The organism is Xanthomonas sp. NCPPB 1128, assembly GCF_001043115.1.
Lineage (GTDB): Bacteria > Pseudomonadota > Gammaproteobacteria > Xanthomonadales > Xanthomonadaceae > Xanthomonas_A.
This window is the reverse complement of record NZ_LFME01000033.1, coordinates 21,126-44,170: the sequence shown is the minus strand read 5'-3', so window position 1 is coordinate 44,170 and position 23,045 is coordinate 21,126. Positions and strand designations below refer to the sequence as shown.

The window sequence follows — 23,045 nt, the reverse complement described above, 5'->3', positions numbered from 1 at the left end:
AGGACCATATGGGCACTCCATTCATCGGCGAAATCCGCATGTTCGGCTTCGGCCGCACTCCCCAGGGCTGGCAGGCCTGCGATGGCTCGCTGCTGCAGATCTCCGAATACGAGCCGCTGTACCTGCTGCTCGGCACCACGTACGGCGGCAACGGCACCAGCACCTTCGGCGTGCCGGACCTGCGCGGGCGCCTGCCGATCCACCAGGGCCAGGGACCGGGCTTGAACAACTACGTCCTCGGCCAGCGCGCCGGTACCGAGACGGTGACGTTGGTCGACCTGCAGATGCCGGCGCACACGCATACTGCCCAGGCCACCACCGCCGCGGCGACCGCACCGGCGCCCGCCGGCTTGGTGCCCGCCGCGGTCAACGGTGCCGCGTTCTACGCCAGCGACGTCACCGGCGCCACCATGGTGACGATGTCCGGGCAGAGCACCTCGTACGCCGGCGGCAGCCAGCCACACAACAACGTCATGCCGACGTTGACGGTGCAGTACTGCATCGCCACCACCGGCATCTTCCCGCAGCAGGCCTGATCCATGCGCCGCGCCGACCCGGCTGCGGCACGCATCCGTTCCATCGGAGGAACCCGCTCATGACCGAACCCTACATCGGCGAAATCCAGCTGTTCGGCTTCGACTACAACCCGTATGGCTGGGCCCTGTGCAATGGCGCCGTACTGCCAATCGCGCAGAACACCACCCTGTTCTCGCTGCTGGGAGTTGCCTATGGCGGCAACGGCAGCAGCACGTTCCAGTTGCCGAACTTCTGCGCGCGCGCCGGCTGCCAGCAGGGCCAGGGACCGGGCCTGTCTCCGCATACGCTGGGCAGCAACGTCGGCTCCGCCTCGGTGAGCCTGCAGAGTTCACAGATCCCGCTGCACCAACACGGCGTCAACGCTTACTCGCAGGCCGACCCAACCAAGAAGACCGGCACGCCCGTCAGCGGCGCGGCCCTGTCGTCGTTGAACGTCAACAACGAGCGGCCATTCCTGGCGGTCGCGCCGGACAAGCAGTTCTCCCCGACCATGTTGATGCCTACCGGCACCGGCCAGGCGCACGAGAACCGGCAGCCGTATCTGGCGGTGAACTTCTGCATCGCGCTGCAGGGCGACTATCCGGTCTTCAACTGAGACCGGTGTGATGTCGATCGCCGCGTCGCCTGGCTTTCCGCAGCGGGACGCCGGGCTCGCCGCGCCGCCCGCACTGGGCGCGCGCGGCATCGTCCTGCGTCCTGCGCAGGCAGAGGACCTGGACTGGCTGCGCGCGCTGTACGCCAGCACGCGCCGCGACGAGTTGGCCGCGGTGCCCTGGCCGGAACCGGCCAAGCGCGCCTTCCTCGACCAGCAGTTCGCCTTGCAGCATGCGCAGTATCTGCAACATTTTCCCGGCGCCGACTTCCTGATCGTGGAAGACGCACGCGCGCGGCTGGGTCGGCTGTATCTGGACCGCAGCGCGGATCCGCACGTCCTGGTCGATATCAGCCTGCTGCCGGACTGCCGTGGCCAAGGCATCGGCGGCGCGCTGATCGCGCATGCACAGGCGCTCGCGAGTGCGGACGGGCGCGCACTGACACTGCATGTGCTGCACGCCAACCCCGCGGCGCAGCGGCTTTATGCGCGGCTGGGCTTCGTCGCCGGCGAGGCCGGCCAGACACATCTGGCCATGCGCTGGGATGGCCACGGCACGTGGACAAGCGGCTCGGTCAGTTGAACACGGCCTGATACAGGAAGCCGTCGCGTTCGCGCGCGACCGGCACCAGGAAGATCCCGATCTCGCCCAGGCGCGGATGGCGCATCTGGTAGGTCTGCTGCGGAAACAGAAACGCCGAGCCGTTGCGGAACAGCAGCGAAAATGGCGCGCGCCGCGCCGCGGGCGGCGTCGGCAGCGGCCGCGCTTCGACCAGCACGAACGCGACCTCGCCTTCGTTCAACTGCGCCGAGAACGTCTCGTTCACGCTTCCGGCGAAGTGTTCCAAGCTCAACAGCTCCATCCTTGACTCCAGGTGTGGTTCGGCACGGTCGCCATGGCGGCATCGTCGCGTGCCGTCGCGAAGCGCACAAGCGCTGTACGGACATTTGTCCACACCGACGTGGGTCACACGCAAGTGCGGCTGTGCGACGCCGGTGCGATGGCGACCAGAGGTGCGCGGTACCCGTCGCCGACGAGCCAATGCGCGGCCGTATGACACGCTGTTGCATGAACAGGGCGAAGCGGGCGCGCACACCGAGCCGCGCGGTGCCACAATACTGCACGGGCCAGTTCGGTTAAGTTCAGCCGAACGGATCGATCCTATGTTGTATTTTCGTTAAAGGCCGCAATGGCGTCTTCCGAATCCAATCTGGTGCAGTTGTCGGGCGTGCGCATCGACCGCGGCGGGCGGGCGATCCTGCGTGACGTGTCGCTGAGCGTGCCGCGCGGCAGCATCACCGCCGTGCTGGGCCCCTCCGGCAGCGGCAAGTCCACGCTGTTGGCGGCATTGACCGGCGAACTGGTGCCGGCGGCGGGCACGCTGCAGGTGTTCGGCAAGCCACTGCCGCGTGGCAGCCGTGCGTTGCGCGAGACGCGCAAGAGCATCGGCGTGCTGCTGCAGGGCAATGGCCTGCTCACCGATCTGAGCGTGGCCGAGAACGTGGCACTGCCATTGCGCGCCCACACCCGTCTGCCCGAGCCGGTGCTGCAGCGGCTGGTCGCATTGAAGCTGCACGCCGTGGGCCTGCTGGCCGCCGCCGACGCCTGGCCGCGCGAGCTGTCCGGCGGCATGGCGCGGCGCGTGGCGCTGGCACGCGCGCTGGCGCTGGATCCGCCGCTGATGATCTACGACGAACCCCTGACCGGGCTGGACCCGATCGCCTCCGGCGTGATCATGAGCCTGATCCAGCGCCTCAACCACACCCTGGGCCTGACCAGCATCATCGTCAGCCATCACGTCCACGAGACTCTGCCGATCTGTGACCAGGCCGTGGCCATCGCCAACGGCGGCGTGGTCTTCGCCGGCACCCCGCAGGACCTGCAGGCCAGCGCCGATCCGCTGCTGCAGCAGTTCCTGCACGGCCGGCCCGATGGCCCGATCCCGTTCGATGCGCCGCAGCGCGCGCGGAGCGCCGCCTGATGGCCATCGTCGCCCCGATCCGTTCCCTGGGCCGCGCCGGGCTGTTCTTCCTGACCGTGCTGCGCGGCTCGCTGCCGACCCGCGACCTGCTGGCCGAGCTGATCCGCGAGATCTACAAGGTCGGCGCGCGCTCGCTGCCGATCATCGCCGTCGGCGGCGCCTTCGTCGGCCTGGTGCTGACCCTGCAGGGCTACCGCACGCTGCAGACCTACGGCGCCTCCGATGCGTTGTCGACCCTGCTTGGGCTGTCGCTGTACCGCGAGCTGGCGCCGGTGCTGACCGCGCTGCTGTTCATCGGCCGCGCCGGCAGCTCCATCGCCGCCGAGCTGGGCCTGATGCGCGCCACCGACCAGATCAAGGCGCTGGAGCTGATGGCGATCGACCCGGTGGCCAAGGCGGTGGCGCCGCGCTTCTGGGCGGCGGTGCTGACCGTGCCGCTGCTGACCGGCATCTTCTGCTCGCTGGCGATCAGCGCCAGCTACTTCGAGGCGGTGGGTGCGCTTGGCCTGGACCGCGGCACGTTCTGGTCGGCGCTGTCGAGCAGCGTGGATTTCTGGGACGACTTCGGCGTGGCGATGCTGAAGTCGGCGGTGTTCGGCGGCACGGCGGCGCTGGTGGCGGCCTATGTCGGCTTCCACGCCGAGCCGACCATCGAGGGCACCTCGGTGGCCACCACCCGCGCCGTGGTCAATGCCTCGCTGCTGGTGCTGATGTTCAATTTCGTCATGTCGGCGCTGCTGTTCCGCTGAGCGGCGCCAACGCGGGGCCGGCCGGCGACGGCAGGCCCCGCGGCAACATCCCGGTCGCGGCACTGGCGCCGCGGCCACGCTGAATCAACAAGGTAGACACGTTATGGCTCTCCGTGGTCCCCGTCTCGAGTTCGCCGTCGGCGCCTTCCTGCTGCTGGGCCTGGCCTCGCTGCTGGTACTGGCGTTGGCTTCCACCAACCGCCAGTGGGGCTTCGGCGGCCACCGCTACGACCTGATCGCACGCTTCTCGCAGATCGGCCAGCTGCGTGCGCAGGCGCCGGTGAAGATCGGCGGCGTCATCATCGGCCAGGTCGCCAAGATCGACCTGGACCCGACCAAGTTCGACTCGGTGGTCACCCTGTCCATCGACGAAAAGTACAAGGACCTGCCGGCCGATACCTCGGCGGCGATCCTGACCAGCGGCCTGCTGGGCGAAAGCTACGTCGGCCTGCAGCCCGGCGGCGACCCGGATACGCTCAAGCCGGGCCAGGAAATCGCCTTCACCCAGCCGGCGGTGGACCTGATCCAGCTGGTCGGCAAGTACATGTTCGGCGGCGGCAGCGCCGGCGGCGACAAGAACGCAACACCCGCTGCCGCACCCTCTGCCGACCCCACCACGCCCGCAACGGAACCCAAGCCATGACGATCAAACTGCTTTCCGCCGCTCTCGCCGCCGCGCTGGCCGAGGCCGCGCCTTCCGCCGCGCTGGCCCAGGCCGCCGCGCCGGCCGCCGCCGCCCAGGCCGGTTCGGCCAGCAAGGTGGTGCTGGAGAACAGCACGCGCATCCTGACCACGCTGGAACAGCGCCGCAGCGAGTTCAAGAACAACCCCACCGCGCTGCGCCAGTTCATCGACAGCGAGATGAACAAGACCTTCGACCGCGACTACGCCGCCCGCCTGGTGCTGGGCGTGCACGGCCGCGGCGCTTCCGACGCCGACGTCAAACTGTTCGGCGACGCGATGGCCGACAACCTGATGCAGCGCTACGGCACCTCGCTGCTGACTTTCGAAGGCAAGCCGCAGGTGCGGGTGAAGTCGGAAACCCCGCTGCCGGGCGGCCGTGGCGTCAAGGTCTCCACCGAACTGCTGCGCAGCGGCGGCGACCCGGTGCCGGTGGACTACCTGCTGCGCAACACCGGCGCCGGCTGGAAGATCTTCGACGTGATGGTCGAGGGCGTGTCGTACGTGCAGACCTTCCGCAACCAGTTCGACACCCCGCTGCGTAACAAGTCGATCGCCGAGGTCGCGGCCGAGCTGCGCAACGGCACGCTGCAGGCGGCACCGGCGGGCAACAGTGGCAAGTGATATGCCGCAGGTGCGCCGCGACGGCGACACGCTCGCGCTGAGCGGCGTGCTCGACCGTGCCGCGGCCACCGCGCTGTGGCCGGCAGCGCTGCGCGCGCTGCCGGGCGCACGCGCGCTGGACCTGAAGGCGGTGTCGCGGGTGGACAGCGCCGGTCTGGCGCTGCTCGCCGAACTCGCCGCACGCCTGCGCGCCCAGGGCCAAGCCGAGGTCGCCATCCATGGCGCCCCGGCTGGCCTGACCGATCTGAGTGCCGCCTACCGGCTGGCCTCGACCCTGGACTTCCACTCTCCCCCTGCGGCGAGCTGACACATGAACGTGCTGCGTATCCTCACCTCCCTGACCCTGGCGGCCGCGCTCGGCGCCTGCGCCGGCGCGCCCAAGCGCACGCCGCCACCGCCTCCGCCACCGGCGGCACAGACCGCACCGGCCCCCAGCGACAGCGCCGCCACCGCCGATGCGAACGCCATGCCGACGGCAGACGCCGCAACCGGCATGGACGCCAGCGCCTCGCCGGCGCCGGCCAGCGCGGCTGCGGCTGCGGCACCGCCTCCGGCAAGCGCCACGGGCGCGGCCGGCGCCAACGGCGCACCGACCTCGGCCGAGGACGACTACGCCGCGCTGTACGGCGGCGATCCGTACAACCCGGTGGCCGATCCGACCCTGCCGGAGGGCGTGCAGGCACCGCAGAGCTACGACCCGTGGGAGAAGTACAACCGCAAGGTGCATGCCTTCAACAACGTGGTCGACCGCGCCGTGGCGCGACCGCTGGCGCGTGCCTACGTCAACGTGGTGCCGCGGCCGGTGCGGTTGGGTGTGACCAACTTCTTCGACAATCTCAGTTCGCCGCTGACCATGGTCAACCAGTTGCTGCAGGGCCGTCCGCTGCAGGCGGGGCAGACCCTGAGCCGGTTCCTGATCAATAGCACGCTGGGCATCGGCGGCATTTTCGACCCGGCCACCGACGCCAACCTGCCGCGACGCAGCGAGGACTTCGGCCAAACCCTGGGCGTATGGGGCTGGCGCCGCTCGCGCTACCTGGAGCTGCCGCTGTTCGGACCGCGCACGGTGCGCGATACGTTCGGCCTGGTCGGCGACGCGCCGCTATCGCCGCTGCAGCAGATCGAGGAAGACCGGGTACGCATCGGCCTGCAGGGCCTGCAGCTGGTCGACACGCGGGCGCAGCTGCTGTCGCTGGACAGCTTGCGCGACCAGGCGCCGGACGAGTACCAGTTGACCCGCGATGCCTGGTTGCAGCGCCGCAACTATCAGATCGAGAGCGACATGCGCGGGCACAAGCGCCAGGACGACGACCTGCCGGCCTATCTGCGCGAGGAAGAAACCAACCCGACGGTGCCGGTGGACGCGATGCCGGTCCCGGAGTGGCGCGGCGGTCGCTGAGTTCGGCGGACCACGCGCCTACGAAAAGCCCGGCTTCGGCCGGGTTTTTTGTGTCTGAAACTTTTGCTGCCATCGTCTGTGGGTGCAGCGCGATGTGGGCGGGAATGACCGCTCGGTTTGCAGCTTGGCGCCAAGTGTTTTCGGCCGATGCCGGCCAGCATGCAGCAGGCCCTGCTGTTGCTGTTGCTGTTGCTGTTGCTGTTGCTGTTGCTTCTGCTGGTGCTTTGCCTTTGACTTACCGGGTCCCGTCGTGGCTGCGAACCTGGAGCGCGCAGCGCGGAGGGCGCGTTGCGGGGTGTGTTTGACCAGCCTTCGGCTGTGGTAAAGCGCTTCTTTTGGTTACTTTTCTTTGCACAAGCAAAGAAGCGCTTCTCAACAGCCGAAGGCTGATCAAAGTAACTCGCCGCCAGGCGAAAGCTTTGCTGTTGCGGCGGTGGCGGTGGCGGTGGCGGTGGCTAGATTGTAGGAGCGGCTTCAGCCGCGACCACTGTGACGTGGCATGCAAAGCGTGTCGCGGCTAAAGCCGCTCCTACAGTGCTTCTCGTCCGACACTCAAATCTCAAGCAACAGCAACAGCTTTCGCCCTTGCGGGCTAGTTCCTTTTCTTTGCTCGTGCAAAGAAAAGGAACCAAAAGAAAGCACGCCCTGCCTTCGCGCCCTCCGCGCTGCGCGCTCCGGGTTCGCGTCCATCACGGGGATCCGCGGAAGGGGCATCCTGCCCCTGCCGCGGACGGCGTACATCCATGTACGCCGCCCTTCGGGTTTTTCCCCGTGCTGGCCGCCGCTTCGGAAGGGAACCCGGTAAATCAAAAGCCAGGGCAACAGCCAAAGCCAAAGCCAAGCAACAGCCAAAGCAACAGCCAAGGCAGCGGCAACGGCAGCGACATCGGCTTCGAGGCTGCACGCCTTACGTAGGAGCGGCTTCAGCCGCGACAAGCGACGCCAGACAACAAGGACATCGATGACCTCTCCCGCTCGGTCACCAGCTATCTAGAAGGCACAACAGCAGCTTCAACTCGTCCAAGCACCGCCAGATGGCCGCGAGCACAGCGCGCCATTACCCCAACGCCGCGTCGATCGCCGCGCGCAGGCGCGGATCCTCGGCGGTGACGTCCGGGGCGAAGCGGCCCAGCACCTGGCCGTGGCGGCCGACCAGGAACTTCTCGAAGTTCCACAACACGCCCGGCGCCGGATTCGGCTCGATGCCGTAGCCGGCCAGCTTCTCGCGCATCGGGCCCTCGCCCTCGGTCTGCGGCTGCGCGGCGATCAGTGCGCGGTACAGCGGATGCGTATCCTCGCCGGTGACCGCGATCTTGGCGAACATCGGGAACGTCACGTCGTAGGTGAGCTGGCAGAACTGCTGGATCTCCGCCTCGCTGCCCGGCTCCTGGCCTTTGAAGTCGTTGGCCGGGAAACCGAGCACTTCCAGCCCGGCCGCCTGCTTCTCGCGGTACAGCGCTTCCAGGCCGGCGTACTGCGCGGTGAGACCGCACTTGGAAGCGACGTTGACGATCAGCAGCACCTTACCGTCGAACGCGGCGAGGGTGGTCGGCTGGCCGTCGATGCGGGTCAGCGGGATGGCGGTCAGCGACTCGGACATGGGGCACTACCTCGATCGAAAGGAGCGCCAGCATAGTCGCTGCCGGCGCAGCATGCGCAGTGCCGTGACCGCGTAACTCAGCGCACCGACAGCTAGCCTGTGTAGGTACGTAACACCCGCTTTTGCTGCGGATCATGTGATCCCGTAGGAGCGGCTTCAGCCGCGACAGCCGCGTCCGCAAAACCTGCTCGCGACTGCCGCAGAAGGAACAAGAGCCGCCGCTACACATGTGTCTCTCGTCGTGATCAGAAGCGCGCGTATCGGCCAGCGGGCGAGCAGGCGAGCAGGCGAGCGGCCTGGAGACGACAACGCATCCGCGATGTCGAATCGCATCAACACTGCAGGCAAGACAAGGACACCCGCATGCTGCGCCATCTGCACAGCGCGCGCGTAAGAAGCGGCCGCGCTGGCCCGTCTAGGTCGCGGCGCTGCATCCAACATGGCGCGTGCTGATCGCATGCCATCTCTCGTCGACGTAACCGCCACGGCGCCCTGCCATCCCAACTCGCCGCACCGCCGCCGCGGGCACCGCAAGCCCTCACTCCCGGTCGTCGTCTGCCGCCTCTTCCGCCTCCGCATCATCCAGCGGCAGCGACAGTTCCAGCAACGGCGCGGCCTGCGCGTCGGCCAGGGTCTCGACGCCGCGCAGGCGGCGTTCGATGGTGCGGGTCTTGCGGCTGGCCTCGCCCAGGCTCTTGCCGACGGTGCTGATCTGCTTCTCGGCCTTTTCCAGGATGCCGGCGAACTTGCCGAACTCGCTCTTGACCGCGGCCAGCACGCCCCACACCTCGCTGGAGCGCTTCTCGATGGCCAGGGTGCGGAAGCCCATCTGCAGGCTGTTGAGCAGGGCGGTGATCGTGGTCGGGCCGGCGACGACGATGCGGTGTTCGCGCTGCAGCAGGTCGGCCAGGCCCGGGCGGCGCAGGGTCTCGGCATACAGGCCTTCGGTGGGCAGGAACATCACCGCGAAATCGGTGGTGTGCGGCGGGGCGATGTACTTGTCGCAGATCGACTTGGCCTGTACCCGGATCGCACGCTCCAGTTGTGCACCCGTCGCCTGCACCAGCTCCGGATCGCCCTGCTCCTGCGCGTCGAGCAGGCGCTCGTAGTCCTCGCGCGGGAACTTGGCGTCGATCGGCAGCCACACCGGCGTGTCCTCGTGGCCGCGGCCGGGCAGGCGCACCGCGAAGTCGACCATCTCGTTGCGTTCCGGGCGCACCCGCACGCCGCGCGCGTACTGCTCCTGGGTCAGGGTCTGCTCGAGGATGTTCTCCAGCTGCACCTCGCCCCAGCCGCCGCGGTTCTTGACGTTGCTCAGCACGCGCTTGAGGTCGCCGACGCCGGTGGCCAACTGCTGCATCTCGCCCAGGCCGCGCTGGACCTGCTCGAGCCGTTCGGAGACCAGCTTGAACGAGGCGTCCAGGCGCGTGTTGAGGGTGGTCTGCAGCTTCTCGTCGACGGTGCCGCGCATCTGCTCGAGCTTGGCCGCGTTGTCGGCCTGCAATTCCTTCAGCCGCTCTTCCAGGGTGCCGCGCATCTCGCCCAGGCGCTGCTCGTTGCGCTGGATCAGTTCGCTCAGACGCAGGCCGAGCGTGTCGGCGAAGCGCTGCTGCGCGTCCGCACCTTCCTGGCGGCCCTTGCGCGTGTCCTCGAGCAGGGCCTCGCGCAGCGCGCCCAGTTGCGTGTCGATGCGCGCGATCAGCTCGGCCTGCTGCTGGCCGAACTGGGCCATGCGCGCATCCTGCTGCTGGCCGAAGGCGTCGAGCTGGCCGCGGATCTCGACCAGGCGCTGGCTCAGCAACTCGGCCATCCGCTGCTGCGCGGCGCCGGCCTCGACCCGGCCGCGCCGCGCGTCCTCGGTCAGCGCCTCGCGCAGCAGGTCCAGGCGCTGGTCGGTACGGGTGGAAAGATCCGCCAGGTTGCGGGCGAAACCTTCGCTGCGCGCATCCTGCTGGCGCGCCAGGCTGTCGAGCTGCTCGCGCAGTTCGCCGCGGCCGCTGCGCTGCTCTTCGCGCAGGGCCGACTCCAGGGCGGCATGGTTGCCTCGCCGCAGCAGCACGGCCAGCAACAGGACGATGACGGCGCACAACAGGCCGGCGAGGATCAGGAAATGGGCATCGTTTTGCATGCGGCCAGTGTAGCCGGCCGCGTCTCAGTCGCTGCGCCAAGCGCCGGTAGGCGGACGGGGCCGGGATATACCTTGGTATCGCCGCCATGGCCTCATGCAGGCTGGTGTGCCTATGTGCCCCATGCCAAGCTTTGCGGCATCCGCTCCTGGCTTGCCCAGTGGGCGGCGCCGCGGCATCAGGCCGCGCCCGGCCGTCGCGCATCGCGCGATCCGTTCCCCTGACACCGGAGGCGAGCATGGACCCCGATCCGCATCGACGCGGCGTCAGCGCCGCATTCCCCTGCCAATCCCCCCGCCTGGTCGCTGCCTGGCGCTGAGCCGGAAGACGCCCGCCGCCCGCAGGCCGCGACGTCCTTGCCGGCCACGCGCCGCAAGGAGGTCGTCATGTTCGCGTTCTCGCTGTTTTCCCGCCGTTTCCGTCTGCAGCGCGGCCTGCAGCGCGCGCTGCGCGCCGCGGTCGCCATGCGCCGCACCGAGGCGCTGCGGCATCTGCTCGTCGCCCACGGCCCGCGTGCCTTCGCCCTGGCGCTGTCCGCACAGTCGCCGCGGGTGATGGCCGATGCGCTGTCGCAGCTGCCGGTCGCCGACCGCATCCGGGTCCGTGCGCGCCTGCCGCATGCGGCGCAGCGGCGCCTGCACGAGGCCGGGGCGAGCGCCCCGGCTGCGCACTGGTTGCACGCCGCGCTGGCGTGGTGGCCCGGGGTGCGCTGAGCCGCGCGCCTGCCGCCGCGATGCGGGCTGCCATCTTGCCCCGGCATCATGCGCACCCCGCATCCGCTCATTTTCTTTCCCGAAGCCGCCATGATCGCTCCCCTCGCCTACCGGAACGCGCCCTGATGGAAGCCCTGCGCCTGTTCAATCTCGGCTCGCTGCTCGACACCCTGGTGAGCCTCACCGCCGCCTTCGTGCTCGGCGCGATCATCGGCTTCGAGCGCCAGGTGCGCCAGCGCACCGCCGGGCTGCGCACCAACACCCTGGTCGCGGTCGGCGCGGCGATCTTCGTCTCGCTCGGCGATCGCCTGTTCGAAATCCACGGCGGCACCCAGGGCGCGGTGCAGGTGGTGGCCTACGTGGTCTCCGGCATCGGCTTCCTCGGCGCCGGCGCGATCATGAAGGAAGGCGCCAACGTCACCGGGCTCAATACCGCGGCCACGCTGTGGGGGTCGGGGGCGGTCGGCGCCTGCGCCGGTGCCGGCCTGGTCGCCGAGGCGGTGCTGGCGGCCATGTTCGTGCTGCTCAGCAACACGCTGCTGCGGCCGATGGTGAACCGCATCAACCGGCATCCGCTGAAGGAATCCTCGCTGGAAGCCACCTACATGTTCTATGCGATCTGCGCGCGCGAGGTGCATGGCGACGTGCGCGAGCGGCTGATCGAACTGCTGGAGGAGGCGCATTACCCGGCGCGCGAAGTCGAGCAGCATCCGTTCGGGCAGAAGGACGTGGAGATCGCCGCCACCCTGTACGCCACCGCGGTGCGCGCCGAGGAACTGGATGCGGTGGTGCAGCGCCTGGAGAGCGAGCCGGGTGTACAACAGGCGTTCTGGAACGCCGGCGTCGAAGGCTGAGCCGGCCATGTCCAGCCCTACGTCCTCCCTCATCCTCCGCCGCCGATGATCGCCTGGTTCAAGCCGCTGCCGCCGCACCGCCGTCTGCTCGGCCTGGCCCTGCTGGGCCTGGTGCTGGGCGCCATCTTCGTCGCCGACACGGTCACCGACTACGCGGTGGCGGCGGCGCTGTTCTACACCGTGGCGATCCTCGGCGCAGTGCGCTTGCTGGCCCCGCCCGGGCTGGGCCTGCTTGCCGGGATCTGCGTGGTGCTGGTCGTGCTCAGTTTCCATTTGACCCATTCCGGCGCCTACCGGGTCGGCGTGATCAACTCGGCGATCAGCATCGTGGTGGTGGCGGTGACCGCGTCCATCGCGGTGCGCATGGAGCGCGCCAAGGCCGCCGCCCACGCGGCGCAGGCGCAGTTGCTGCGGCTGGCGCGGGTGCGCAGCCTGGGCAGCCTGACCGCCTCGATCGCGCACGAGGTCAACCAGCCGCTGGCGGCCATCGTCACCAGCGGCAACGCCTGCCAGCGCTGGCTCGACCAGCAGCCGCCGAACCTGGACAAGGCGCGCGCGGCGCTGACGCGCATCCTCGCCGACGCCGAACGCGCCGGCGAGGTGATCGCACGGGTGCGCAGCCTGACCCGGAGCGAGGCGCCGCAGCAGCGCGCCTTCGACCTCAACGCCGCAGTGAACGAGGTGCTGGCGCTGTCGCAGGGCGAACTGGAGCGCAGCGCGGTCAGCGTGCACACCGAGCTGTCGGCGCTGCTGCCGCCGGTGTCGGCCGATCCGGTGCAGATCCAGCAGGTGATCGGCAACCTGTTGCTCAACGCGATCGAGGCGATGGCGGCCACGGCGCCGGCGCAACGCACGCTGCGCATCGTCACCGAGCGCGAGGACGCGCGTTCGGTGCGGCTGAGCGTGGCCGACAGCGGCGAAGGCCTCTCCGCGCAGGCGCAGGCGCACCTGTTCGATGCGTTCTGGACCACCAAGCAGGGCGGCATCGGCATCGGCCTGAGCATCAGCCGCAGCATCGTCGAGGCCGGCGGCGGGCGCATCTGGGCCGAACCCGGCCGGCCGCGCGGTGCGGTGTTCTGCGTGTGCCTGCCCATCGCCAGCGGAGCCCACCCATGAACGCCGACGCGACCGCACGCCCGGTGGTGTACCTGATCGACGACGACGCCTCGATCCGCGCCGCGCTGGAGGACCTGTTCGCCTCGGTGGACCTGCAGGTGCACGCCTTCGCCTCGACCCGCGAGTTCCTGGCGCATCCGCGCGCCGACGCGCCGAGCTGCCTGGTGCTGGACATCCGCATGCCCGGGCAGAGCGGCATGGACTTCCACCGCAACATGCACGAGGCCGGACTGGCGCTGCCGACCATCTTCATCACCGGCCACGGCGATATTCCGATGAGCGTGGAGGCCATGAAGAACGGCGCGATCGAGTTCCTGACCAAGCCGTTCCGCGATCAGGACCTGCTCGATGCGATCGGCCAGGGCACCGCCCGCGACCGCGCCCGCCGCGCTGCCGATGCGGCGCAGGCCGAACTGCAGGCGCGCTGGGCGCGGCTGAGCGCCGGCGAACGCGAGGTGGTGGAACTGGTGGTGCAGGGCCTGTTGAACAAGCAGGTGGCGGCGCGGCTGCAGCTCAGCGAGATCACGGTGAAGGTGCGCCGCGGCAATGCGATGCGCAAGCTGGAGGTCGGCTCGCTGGCCGAACTGGTGCGGCTGGCGGAGCGGCTGGGGCGGTAGTCGGTTGCGAGAACCCACGCTTGCCGCGGGCGGCGGAACACGTCCTGACGCAACGGTATTCCGTAGGAGCGGCTGCAGCCGCGACGGGCGTCATCGGGAAAGCCCGTCGCGGTTGAAGCCGCTCCTACGACAGCGCAATCGCAGCGTGAGAAAGCCGAACGCGTACTTCGCATCGACCCGCACAAGCGCCGTGCCACGCCGCAGGCATAGCTTTGCTGCACTGCGTTCGGCGACACTGCCGGGCTTGTCACTCCCGCACCCGAGGCCCGCATGTCGTTCCTGTTCCGGCGCAAGTCGCTCGACCTGGTCACCGTCCACGAGGCCGGCCGCCGGCTGGTGCCCTCGCTGAGCTGGCCGCATCTGGTGGCGCTGGGCATCGGCGCGATCGTCGGCACCGGCATCTACACCCTGATCGGGGTCGGCGCGCAACTGGCCGGGCCGGCGGTGCTGGTGTCGTTCGCGGTGGCCGGGGCGATCTGCGCCTGCGCCGCGCTGGCCTACGCGGAGATGGCGACGATGATGCCGGCCGCTGGCAGCGCCTACACCTACAGCTACGTCGCGCTCGGCGAAGCGATCGCCTGGGTGGTGGGCTGGAGCCTGATCCTGGAGTACTCGCTGGTGGTCAGCACGGTGGCGGTGGGCTGGTCCGGCTACTTCGTCGGCTTCCTGCACTGGGCCAGCGCGCAGAGCGGCATGGACCTGAACCTGCCGGCGGCGCTGACCGCCGGGCCGCACGCAGGCGGCATCGTCAACCTGCCGGCGGTGCTGATCACCTTCGCCGTGGCCGGCCTGCTGATGGCCGGCACCAAGGAAAGCGCCACGCTCAACGCGGTGCTGGTGGTGCTGAAGCTGATCGCCCTGGGCATCTTCGTGGCGGTGGCGCTGCCGGCGTTCCAGAGCGCCAACCTGCACCCGTTCATGCCCTACGGCTTCCCCAAGACGGTCGGCGCCGATGGCGTCGCGCACGGGGTGATGGCCGCGGCGGCGATCATCTTCTTCGCCTTCTACGGTTTCGATGCGATCTCCACCGCTGCCGAGGAAACCAAGAACCCGAAGCGCGACCTGGCGATCGGCATCGTCGGTTCGATGATCGGCTGCACCCTGATCTACATCCTGGTCGCGCTGGCCGCGGTCGGCGCGATGCGCTACGACGTGTTCGGCGCCAGCGCCGAGCCGCTGGCGCTGATCCTGCGCGAGCTCGGCCACGGCAAGGCGGCGGCGGCGATCGGCGTGGTCGCGGTGATCGCGCTGCCGACCGTGCTGCTGGCGTTCCTGTACGGACAGAGCCGGATCTTCTTCGTGATGTCGCGCGACGGGCTGCTGCCGCGCGGGCTGTCCAAGGTCAACGCGCGCACCGGCACGCCGGTGGCCACCACCCTGTTCACCGCGGTGCTGGTGGCGGCGCTGGCCGGCGTGGCGCGGCTGGACGAGATCGCCGCGCTGGCCAATGCCGGCACCCTGGCCGCCTTCATCGCCGTGGCCGCCTGCATGCTGGTCCTGCGCCGCCGCGAACCCGGCCGCGTCCGCACCTTCCGCACGCCGCTGGCGTGGCTGGTCGGGCCGCTGGCGATCGGCGGCTGCCTGTACCTGTTCTGGAGCCTGCCGCATACCACGCAGATCTGGTTCGGGCTGTGGAACGCGCTGGGTGTGGTCGCCTACCTGCTGTACGGCCGCCGCAACAGCCTGCTGCAGCGCGCGCCGTAGACGCCGCGATGAGTCCGGAATTCCAGGCCGCCCTGGCACGGCACATCGGCAGCGCCTACGCCCGCCAGCAGGCGCTGGCCGACGTGCTGGGCGAGCGCGACTGGCGCGTGGACCTGGGCGAAGGCCGGGTGCGCTTCGGCGAGGATCTGTCGTTTCCGCTGCAGCTGCTGGGCACTGCCGCCGAGGCCAGTGCCAGCTGGCTGTGGGCCTGGGCCAACACCGCCAGCCACCTGCCGCCGGCCCTGCTGACCGAAGCGGAAGCGCTGCGCATGCATGGCGAGCGCGAAGGCATCGCCGAGCTGGCTGCGCCATCCTCGGCGCTGGGCGAGGATGGCGGCCATCACATCGCCCTGCTCGCCGGCGCCCTGCGCGGGCGCTGCTACTACCGTGCGCCGTACGACGGCGGCGCGCTGTTCTTCCTGCTCGATGACGTACCAGCTGCGGTCTTCGCACCTTGCGACGACGCCCGCGTACTGCGCCTGCTCGGGGAACTGCCGATGCAGTTCACGCTCGACCACCGCGCCATGGGCGAGGGCCTGCTGGGGGATCAGGGCTATGCGCTGCAGCGCGAGGCCGCGCAGACCGTGGCGACCCGCGGCAATACCCGCATCGTGCTGGCGTTCGATGCGCAGCAACGGCTGGCCCGCGTGCAAGGCCAGTTGGCGCCGGCGCCGGCCGCCGCCGTGGTCACGCCGAAGCCGGTACCGGCCTGGCAATTCTGGAAACGCAAGCGCTGAGCGCGGCGGCGTGGCGCACCCGCGCCGCGCCGCCACGCCCGGCCGTTACCACCAACGCACGCCTTCGAACGGGTTCCAGCTGACGCTGCCCTTGCGCTGGTCCAGGTAGTAGGCGTAGTTGGCGGCCATGCCGACCAGCAGCGAGTAGGCGATGCCCAGGCCGCGGCCAATCACGTCGGGCAGGAACGCCGCGACGATGCCCACCGCCAGCGAGATGCCGATCAGCCCCAGCGCCTTGCGCCACATGCCGAGGATGAAGAAGTAGATGAAGCCGAAGAACAGGGCGAAGAAGTTCATGTTGATCTTCAACCGGTCCATGAACGGCAGCGCCTTGAACGCGGCCTTGTACTCGGGCGTGGACGGGGCGCCGTAGCGGTCGAAGAAGTCGAAGCGGAACTGCCACTTGGGGCTGAGCGGCGCGCGTTGCGGGAGATTGGGGGTTTCCATGGCGAAAGCATCCGTGTTGTAAACGTTTTCAGTTTACCTGAATGGGCCAGCGCACGCCAAATGGGCGCGGCTGACGCACCAGTTTGGTGCTGGCCTGGGGAGTTGGGATTGGGGATTCGGGATTGGTCACAGCGGGCTGGCGCCGACCTCAGGCCTGGCTTCGGGACCGGTCTCCCCTCCCCGCTTGCGGCAACCACGGTCATCGCGTCGGGACTGAAGTCCCTCCCACAAGACTTGCTGCGCGTGGCGCATCCGCTGACGAATACCCACTTGTGGGAGCGGCTTCAACCGCGACGCGTGGGGCAGCGGCCTCGCGGGGCCCTGCGGCAACCACCGGTCGTCGCGTCGGGACTGAAGTCCCTCCCACAGGGCTTGCCCGCACGTGCCGTATTCGCTGGGGAATGCCCACGCGTGGGAGCGGCTTCGCGGCGACGCGTGGGTCAGCGGCTTCGCGGGGCGCCGCGGTAACCACCGGTCATCGCGTCGGGACTGAAGTCCCTCCCACAGACTTGCTGCGCGTGGCGCATCCGCTGGCGAATACCCACTTGTGGGAGCGGCTTCAGCCGCGACGCGTGGGGCAGTGGCCTCTCGGGACCCGGCGGTAACTACCGGTCGTCGCGTCGGGACTGAAGTCCCTCCCACAGGGCTTGCCCGCACGTGCCGTATTCGCTGGGGATGCCCACGCGTGGGAGCGGCTTCAGCCGCGACGCGTGAGTCAGCGGCTTCGCGGGGCGCTGCGGTAACCACCGGTCATCGCGTCGGGACTGAAGTCCCTCCCACAAGACTTGCTGCGCGTGGCGCATCCGCTGGCGAATACCCACGTGTGGGAGCGGCTTCAGCCGCGACGCGTGGGGCAGTGGCCTCGCGGGGCCCTGCGGTAACCACCGGTCATCGGGTCGGGACTGAAGTCCCCCCACACGGGATTGCCAACGCCGCGGCTTGCAGCGCGCCGCCAAGCCGAGCCGACGGCTGGGCCGCTATTGCGCCCGGGAGCCGCCCAGGCGCTGGCCCAGCGCGATCGCTGCGGCCACGTTGCGCGCCGCCTGGCGCAGGGCGGCGGCGGCGTCGGCCAGCGCGGCTTCGCTGGTGGAGACCCGCTGCACCGCGCCGAACAGCGCGTCGATCCCCTGCGCCTGCAGGTCCACCGCGCCCTCGCCGAGGCCGCCGGCGATGGCCAGCACCGGCACGCCATGGCGCCGGGCGATGCGGGCCAGGCCGACCGGGACCTTGCCCTGCGCGCTCTGCCCATCCAGGCGGCCCTCGCCGGTGACCAGCAGGTCAGCATCGGCCAGGTGCGCTTCCAACCCCAGCGCCTGCGCGACGATCTCCACGCCCGGCCGCAGGCGCGCGCCGAGGAAGGCGACCAGGGCCGCGCCGATGCCGCCGCCGGCGCCGGCCCCGGGCAACTGCGCCACCGCCACGCCCAGCGTGCGTTCGATCGCGGCGGCGTAGTGCTGCAATCCGGCGTCGAGCTGCGCGACCATCGCCGGCGTGGCGCCCTTCTGCGGCCCGAACACCGCCGAGGCGCCGGTCGGCCCGGTCAGCGGGTTGTCGACATCGCAGGCGACCTCGATGGGGCAGTCGCGCAGCCGCGGATCCAGCCCGGCCAGGTCGATGCGCGCCAGCGCGCCCAGCGCGGCGCCGCCGGGAGCCAGGTCGTGGCCATGCGCGTCCAGCAGGCGCACGCCCAGCGCCTGCACCATGCCGGCACCGCCATCGTTGCTGGCGCTGCCGCCGATGCCGATCAGCAGCCGGCGCGCGCCGGCATCCAGGGCGGCCAGGATCAGTTCGCCGACGCCGCGCGTACCGGCGGCGAGCGGATCGCGCTGCGATGGCGGCACCAGCATCAGCCCGCTGGCCGCGGCCATCTCGATCAACGCGGTGCCGCCGTCTTCGCTGAGGCCGAACTGCGCGGCGACCGGCGCGCCCAGCGGGCCGGTCACGGTACACGCGACCCGGCGCCCGCCGCCACCGGCGACCAGCGCATCCACGGTGCCCTCGCCGCCGTCGGCGAACGGCAGCAGCGCGTACTCCGCGGCCGGGAACACGCTGCGGAAGCCGGCCGCGATTTGTTCGGCCGCCTGCGCCGCGGACAGGCTTTCCTTGAACGCGTCCGGGGCGATGACGATCTTCATGCGGCATGTGCGGCCGTCAGGGACTCACGCGCCAGAACCGGTGCGACCCGCAGGAACAGCCGCTCGGCCTTACGCATGCGCGGCGCGCTAGTCCAGCACGCGGCAGAACACCGCCTTGAGGTAGCGCGATTCCTGCACGTGGGCCATGAACGGGTGGTCGGCGCCGGCGCCGGCCACCTTCAGGATCTGGATGGTACGGCCGGAGAAGTAGGCGGCGCGGCGCAGCATGTCCAGGAACTCGTGCTCGGCGACCAGGCCGGTGCAGGAGAAGGTGGCGAACAGCCCGCCCGGGGCGACCACGCCCAGCGCCAGCTTGTTCATGTCCAGGTACTTCTTCAGCGCCGGGATCACCTGGTCGCGGTCGCGGGTCATCTTCGCCGGGTCCAGGATCACCACGTCGTACTGGTCGCCACGGGCGGCGGCATCGCGCAGGTACGGGAAGATGTCGGCCTGCACGAACTTGGGCCGCACGTCGTTGAGGCGGGCGTTGCCCTTGGCGATCTCGATCACGTCCTCGTCGATGTCCACGCCGACCACCTCGGTGGCGCCGCGGACCTTGGCGTAGACCGCGAAGCCGCCGGTGTTGCAGCACAGGTCGAGCACGCGCTTGCCCTCCACCTGCTGGCTCAACCACTGCCGGTTCTCGCGCTGGTCGGCGAAGAAACCGGTCTTGTGCGCGCCGGCCGGGTCGGCACGGAAGCGCACGCCGTACTCGCTGATGATCGCCGGCTCGGGGCGCTCGCCGCTGCTGGACACCGGGCGGTAGTCGAAGCTCTCCTGCTTCTGCACGTGCTCCTCGGCGAAGCTGTAGAAGCGCGCGCCGGGGAACTGCGCGCGCAGCGCGGCATAGATCCACTCGCGGTGGCGGAACATGCCGGCGCTGAAGAACTCCACCACCAGCAGGTCGCCGTAGCGGTCCACCACCAGGCCGGACAGGCCGTCGCCCTCGGCATGCACCACGCGCCAGGCGTCGCTGACCGCGTCCAGCTTGAGCACGTCACGGCGCAGCGACACCGCCTCGGCGATCTTGCGCGCGAACCAGGACTCGTCGACGGCGATGTCGGGATGGGTCTCGAGGATGCGCACGGCGATGCGCGAGTGGCCGTTGTAGAAGCCGCGGCCGACCCACGCGCCGTCCACCCCGACCACGTCCACCAGTGCGCCCGGCTTGGGCTTGGCGGCGGGTTTTTCGACCAGTTTCTGGAAGATCCAAGGATGGCTGGAGCGCCAGGCGTTCTTGAGGCGGACTACGGGCAGGGGACTATTCATGAATGCCATTGTAGCCGCCCCGATTGACGGCACCGCCGGCAGCGGCAAGAATGCGCGCAGAAGGGGAGTAGCTCCCGACGTTGTCGCCGTCAATTCGAGCCCGCGGGCTCCGGTGCAACGGCAGCCGGTCCATCGGCTGCGAGCGAGACCTTCGCCGCAGTGGCGAAGGCACCCTCTGGACGACATCCGTCGTCTCCGTCCGGAACGCCTCCGCCGCCGCGGCCCCGAGGTTCCCTGTTCACTGACGGAAAATTCCCAATGGAAACGATAGGCAACGTGTGGTTGTGGGGCGGTTTCGCGATCGTGGTGGTCGTGGCGCTGCTGGCGGACCTGGTGCTGATGCGCCACGGCGGTCCGCACAAGGTCACCTTCAAGGAAGCGCTGTGGTGGAGCATCGGCTGGATCGCGCTGGCGCTGGCGTTCAACGCGGGCCTGTGGTGGTACCTGCGCGAGACCATCGACGTGGCCACCGGCAACCGCCTGGGCCTTGAATTCCTGACCGGCTACCTGGTCGAGAAGTCGCTGGCGGTCGACAACATCTTCGTGTTCCTGATGATCATGAGCTACTTCGCGGTGCCGGAGGAGCAGCGCCAGCGCGTGCTGGTGATCGGCGTGCTCGGCGCGATCGTGCTGCGCGCGGTGATGATCTTCGCCGGCTCGGTGCTGCTGACCAAGTTCCACTGGCTGCTGTACGTGTTCGGCGCGTTCCTGCTGCTGACCGGCATCAAGATGTGGTTCTCCGCGGGCAAGGAGCCCGACCTGGAGGCCAACCCGGTGCTGCGCTTCATGCGCAAGCACCTGCGCCTGACTCCGCAGTACCACGGCAACGCGCTGAGCGTGACCCAGGAAGGCAAGCGCTGGTTCACCCCGCTGTTCGCGGTGCTGATGCTGATCGCGATCACCGACGTGATCTTCGCGGTGGACAGCATCCCGGCGATCTTCGCGATCACCACCGACCCGTTCATCGTGCTGACCTCCAACGTGTTCGCGGTGCTGGGCCTGCGCGCGATGTTCTTCCTGCTGGCGGGCATGGCCGACCGCTTCCACCTGCTGCCCTACGGCCTGGCGATCGTGCTGGTGTTCATCGGCACCAAGATGCTGATCATCGACCTGTACAAGATCCCGGTGCTGGTGTCGCTGCTGGCGGTGGCGGTGGTGATCGGCGCGACCATCGTGCTGAGCCTGCTGCGCCCGGCCAAGCCGGCGCACTGACGCGGCGCGGGCACCGCGGCCGCGGATTGTCCCGCGGCCGCGGCCAGTCCCTCCCATCGGCGGCGCCTTGCCTTGGAGGCCGGGTGCCGCCATCCAGGGATGCATGGACACCTCTTCGCTTCCCTCGCCCACGCCGGAACCCGATGCGCAGGGCCGCTTCGATCGCGCACGGATCCTGCGCGCGTTCAATACCAGCCTGGCCTTCGTGGCGGTGCTGGTGGCGGTGTTCGCCAGCCAGGGCCTGTTCGACTGGCGACCCTGGGCGGTCGCGCCGCACACGGCCGCCGGCCTGCTCGGCGTACTGACCGCGCCACTGCTGCACGGCTCGCCGGAGCACCTGGGCGCCAACGCCGGTGCGCTGCTGATCCTGGGCACCCTGGCCGGCAGCGTGTATCCGCGCGCCACCCTGGCCGGGCTGCCCTTGCTGTGGCTGGGCTCGGGCCTGGGCGCCTGGTGGCTGGGCGATCCCGGCAGTCATCACCTGGGTGCCAGCGGCGTCGCCCACGGGCTGCTGTTCCTGGTGTTCGTGCTGGCGCTGTTGCGGCGCGACCGCGCCGCGATCGCCGCCAGCATGATCGCCTTCCTGTTCTACGGCGGCATGCTGGTGACGGTGCTGCCGCACGAGGACGGGGTGTCCTGGCAATCGCACCTGGGCGGTGCGGTGGGCGGCGTGGTCGCGGCGCTGCTGCTGCGCCATCGCGATCCACTGCCGCCACGCAAGCGCTACAGCTGGGAGGACGAGGAGGACATGGACGACGCCCTCGTCGCCGACGACGAACTGGAACCGCCGCCGCCGACCCAGGTGCCGGTGCTGTGGCAACCGTCACCGGCGCCGCGCGGGGTGGTGCTGCGCTTCCCGCCGCGCGAGGAGCGCGACGGGGGCTGAGGCGGGAAGGGTGCTTCCAGAATGCGCCAATCTGCATCCGTAGGAGCGGCTTCAGCCGCGACGGGCGTTACCGGGAAGGCCGGTCGCGACTGAAGCCGCTCCTACGCGCAATCGCGCGCCGCGGCATGCCGCCTCGGGCGACCTGTCCCTGCGCCACGCCGTACACTGACCGGTCCGCCGTCGCTGTCCGAGTTCGCATGTCCGTGTCGCCCGCCTGTCGTGTCCGTCTCGCCGCCCCCGTGCTGGCGCTCGCCCTGGCCGCCTGCAGCGGCCCCGCGCTGCGTGTGCCGTCGCCTGCGCCGGACAAGGCGGTGGGCTATCTGCCGGCCGCCGCGATCCCGGACAGCCTGCAGCTGCTGCCGGCACCACCTGCGGCCGGGTCGCCCGGCGAGGCGCTGGATCTGGGGGTCAGTCACGAGGCACTGGCCCTGCGCGGCAGCGCGCGCTGGCAACAGGCCGCGCGCGATGCCGATCTGAGCTTCCCGAATGGCGCCGGCCAATTCGCCTGCGCGCTGGGCGTGGCGATCGATGCACAGCACACCCCGCACCTGTACACGCTGCTGGAGCGCAGCCGCATCGACGCCAGCGCCGCCACCAAGGCCGCCAAGCGCCAGTACCGGCGCGCGCGACCGTTCCTGCGCAACCAGCAGGCGGTGTGCACCCCGGGCGACCTCGACGACCTGCGCCAGAGCGGTTCCTATCCGTCGGGACACAGCGCCATTGGCTGGGCCTGGGCGCTGACCCTGAGCGAGATCGCGCCCGAGCGCGCTGATGCGCTGATCGCGCGCGGCCGCAACTACGGCGAGAGCCGGCTGGTGTGCAACGTGCACTGGCAGAGCGACGTGCTGGCCGGCCGCTTCATGGGTGCGGCCACGGTCGCGCGGTTGCACGACGACCCGGCCTTCCGCGCCGACCTGGCCGCGGCACGTAGCGAGATCGCTGCCGCGCGCGCCGCCGGGCAAGCGCCGGCCAACGACTGCGCCGCGGAAGCCGCCGTGCTGCAGGTACGCCCGGCCAGCGCGCTGTAACGCACTCGCGTCCCGCAGCCGCAAGGCGGCCACGGGC

The 23,045-nt window shown here is 69.9% G+C and carries 24 protein-coding genes; 18 read left to right on the top strand and 6 right to left on the bottom strand.

All coding sequences use genetic code 11. The features are described 5' to 3' along the window. The first annotated feature begins 8 nt into the window (after positions 1-8). From ACP93_RS17515 to ACP93_RS17505, 3 genes are read left to right on the top strand one after another with little or no spacing between them, the layout of a single operon-like run. Complete coding sequence (locus tag ACP93_RS17515; RefSeq protein WP_048491943.1) at positions 9-536, top strand: phage tail protein; 528 nt, start codon at positions 9-11, stop codon at positions 534-536. 59 nt (positions 537-595) lie between these two features. Then, positions 596-1,132 carry a phage tail protein gene (locus tag ACP93_RS17510; RefSeq protein ID WP_048491942.1) on the top strand — a complete coding sequence of 179 codons (537 nt, stop codon included), beginning with the start codon at positions 596-598 and terminating at the stop codon, positions 1,130-1,132. Between the two features lie 10 nt (positions 1,133-1,142). Continuing rightward, positions 1,143-1,712 (top strand): GNAT family N-acetyltransferase, encoded by a 570-nt coding sequence (locus ACP93_RS17505; protein ID WP_048491941.1) that lies wholly within the window; start codon positions 1,143-1,145, stop codon positions 1,710-1,712. Here the strand turns inward: ACP93_RS17505 and ACP93_RS17500 are convergent. Then, entirely contained in the window at positions 1,705-1,992 is a 288-nt protein-coding gene (locus ACP93_RS17500; RefSeq protein WP_017909947.1) for a DUF6916 family protein, read from the bottom strand. The two genes, ACP93_RS17505 and ACP93_RS17500, sit on opposite strands and share 8 nt — an antisense overlap. 327 nt (positions 1,993-2,319) lie before the next feature. On the opposite strand from ACP93_RS17500, the gene ACP93_RS17495 reads away from it, so the two are divergent. From ACP93_RS17495 to ACP93_RS17470, 6 genes are all read left to right on the top strand, one after another. Then, positions 2,320-3,111, top strand: coding sequence for an ABC transporter ATP-binding protein (locus tag ACP93_RS17495; RefSeq protein ID WP_048491940.1), 792 nt, complete (start codon positions 2,320-2,322; stop codon positions 3,109-3,111). Continuing rightward, positions 3,111-3,860 carry an MlaE family lipid ABC transporter permease subunit gene (locus ACP93_RS17490; protein WP_010341089.1) on the top strand — a complete coding sequence of 250 codons (750 nt, stop codon included), beginning with the start codon at positions 3,111-3,113 and terminating at the stop codon, positions 3,858-3,860. The genes ACP93_RS17495 and ACP93_RS17490 overlap by 1 nt, the downstream gene beginning before the upstream one ends. Positions 3,861-3,963: 103 nt before the next feature. Continuing rightward, positions 3,964-4,503: an outer membrane lipid asymmetry maintenance protein MlaD gene (gene mlaD, locus ACP93_RS17485; RefSeq protein WP_048491939.1), complete on the top strand. Its 540-nt coding sequence runs from the start codon at positions 3,964-3,966 to the stop codon at positions 4,501-4,503. Continuing rightward, entirely contained in the window at positions 4,500-5,165 is a 666-nt protein-coding gene (locus ACP93_RS17480; protein ID WP_048491938.1) for an MlaC/ttg2D family ABC transporter substrate-binding protein, read from the top strand. The genes mlaD and ACP93_RS17480 overlap by 4 nt, the downstream gene beginning before the upstream one ends. Beyond that, positions 5,155-5,472: an STAS domain-containing protein gene (locus ACP93_RS17475; protein WP_048491937.1), complete on the top strand. Its 318-nt coding sequence runs from the start codon at positions 5,155-5,157 to the stop codon at positions 5,470-5,472. The genes ACP93_RS17480 and ACP93_RS17475 overlap by 11 nt, the downstream gene beginning before the upstream one ends. Before the next feature lie 3 nt (positions 5,473-5,475). Beyond that, positions 5,476-6,564: an MlaA family lipoprotein gene (locus ACP93_RS17470; RefSeq protein ID WP_048491936.1), complete on the top strand. Its 1,089-nt coding sequence runs from the start codon at positions 5,476-5,478 to the stop codon at positions 6,562-6,564. A gap of 1,057 nt (positions 6,565-7,621) precedes the next feature. Here the strand turns inward: ACP93_RS17470 and ACP93_RS17465 are convergent. Further along, positions 7,622-8,164: a glutathione peroxidase gene (locus ACP93_RS17465; RefSeq protein ID WP_048491935.1), complete on the bottom strand. Its 543-nt coding sequence runs from the start codon at positions 8,162-8,164 to the stop codon at positions 7,622-7,624. 538 nt (positions 8,165-8,702) lie between these two features. Continuing rightward, positions 8,703-10,292 (bottom strand): DNA recombination protein RmuC, encoded by a 1,590-nt coding sequence (rmuC, locus tag ACP93_RS17460; RefSeq protein WP_048491934.1) that lies wholly within the window; start codon positions 10,290-10,292, stop codon positions 8,703-8,705. Between the two features lie 384 nt (positions 10,293-10,676). Between rmuC and ACP93_RS17455 the strand changes: the two genes are divergently transcribed. From ACP93_RS17455 to ACP93_RS17430, 6 genes are all read left to right on the top strand, one after another. Continuing rightward, the gene (locus tag ACP93_RS17455) at positions 10,677-11,003 is read left to right on the top strand and encodes a hypothetical protein (RefSeq protein WP_048491933.1); all 327 of its coding nucleotides are present in this window, start codon (positions 10,677-10,679) and stop codon (positions 11,001-11,003) included. Positions 11,004-11,128: 125 nt separating this feature from the next. After that, a complete protein-coding gene (locus ACP93_RS17450) occupies positions 11,129-11,857 on the top strand; it encodes an MgtC/SapB family protein (RefSeq protein ID WP_048491932.1) in 729 nt (242 codons plus the stop codon). Positions 11,858-11,902: 45 nt separating this feature from the next. Further along, entirely contained in the window at positions 11,903-12,973 is a 1,071-nt protein-coding gene (locus ACP93_RS17445; protein ID WP_048491931.1) for a sensor histidine kinase, read from the top strand. Next, complete coding sequence (locus tag ACP93_RS17440; RefSeq protein WP_048491930.1) at positions 12,970-13,590, top strand: response regulator transcription factor; 621 nt, start codon at positions 12,970-12,972, stop codon at positions 13,588-13,590. The genes ACP93_RS17445 and ACP93_RS17440 overlap by 4 nt, the downstream gene beginning before the upstream one ends. 270 nt (positions 13,591-13,860) lie before the next feature. Next, complete coding sequence (locus ACP93_RS17435) at positions 13,861-15,294, top strand: amino acid permease (protein ID WP_048491929.1); 1,434 nt, start codon at positions 13,861-13,863, stop codon at positions 15,292-15,294. Positions 15,295-15,302: 8 nt separating this feature from the next. Then, positions 15,303-16,031 (top strand): DUF6882 domain-containing protein, encoded by a 729-nt coding sequence (locus ACP93_RS17430; protein WP_048491928.1) that lies wholly within the window; start codon positions 15,303-15,305, stop codon positions 16,029-16,031. 45 nt (positions 16,032-16,076) lie between these two features. On the opposite strand, the gene ACP93_RS17425 is transcribed toward ACP93_RS17430, so the two are convergent. The 3 genes from ACP93_RS17425 to ACP93_RS17415 all read right to left on the bottom strand — a co-directional run bounded on the left by ACP93_RS17425 (position 16,077) and on the right by ACP93_RS17415 (position 19,882). Next, the gene (locus ACP93_RS17425) at positions 16,077-16,478 is read right to left on the bottom strand and encodes a DUF2628 domain-containing protein (protein WP_048491927.1); all 402 of its coding nucleotides are present in this window, start codon (positions 16,476-16,478) and stop codon (positions 16,077-16,079) included. A 977-nt stretch (positions 16,479-17,455) separates the two neighbouring features. Beyond that, entirely contained in the window at positions 17,456-18,613 is a 1,158-nt protein-coding gene (locus ACP93_RS17420) for a glycerate kinase (protein ID WP_048491926.1), read from the bottom strand. Between the two features lie 87 nt (positions 18,614-18,700). Continuing rightward, complete coding sequence (locus tag ACP93_RS17415; RefSeq protein ID WP_048491948.1) at positions 18,701-19,882, bottom strand: class I SAM-dependent rRNA methyltransferase; 1,182 nt, start codon at positions 19,880-19,882, stop codon at positions 18,701-18,703. A gap of 258 nt (positions 19,883-20,140) precedes the next feature. On the opposite strand from ACP93_RS17415, the gene ACP93_RS17410 reads away from it, so the two are divergent. The 3 genes from ACP93_RS17410 to ACP93_RS17400 all read left to right on the top strand — a co-directional run bounded on the left by ACP93_RS17410 (position 20,141) and on the right by ACP93_RS17400 (position 23,008). Beyond that, complete coding sequence (locus tag ACP93_RS17410) at positions 20,141-21,094, top strand: TerC family protein (protein WP_048491925.1); 954 nt, start codon at positions 20,141-20,143, stop codon at positions 21,092-21,094. A 103-nt stretch (positions 21,095-21,197) separates the two neighbouring features. Beyond that, positions 21,198-21,980 (top strand): rhomboid family intramembrane serine protease, encoded by a 783-nt coding sequence (locus tag ACP93_RS17405; RefSeq protein WP_048491924.1) that lies wholly within the window; start codon positions 21,198-21,200, stop codon positions 21,978-21,980. A gap of 197 nt (positions 21,981-22,177) precedes the next feature. Next, positions 22,178-23,008 (top strand): acid phosphatase, encoded by an 831-nt coding sequence (locus ACP93_RS17400; protein ID WP_048491923.1) that lies wholly within the window; start codon positions 22,178-22,180, stop codon positions 23,006-23,008. Positions 23,009-23,045: the final 37 nt, after the last annotated feature.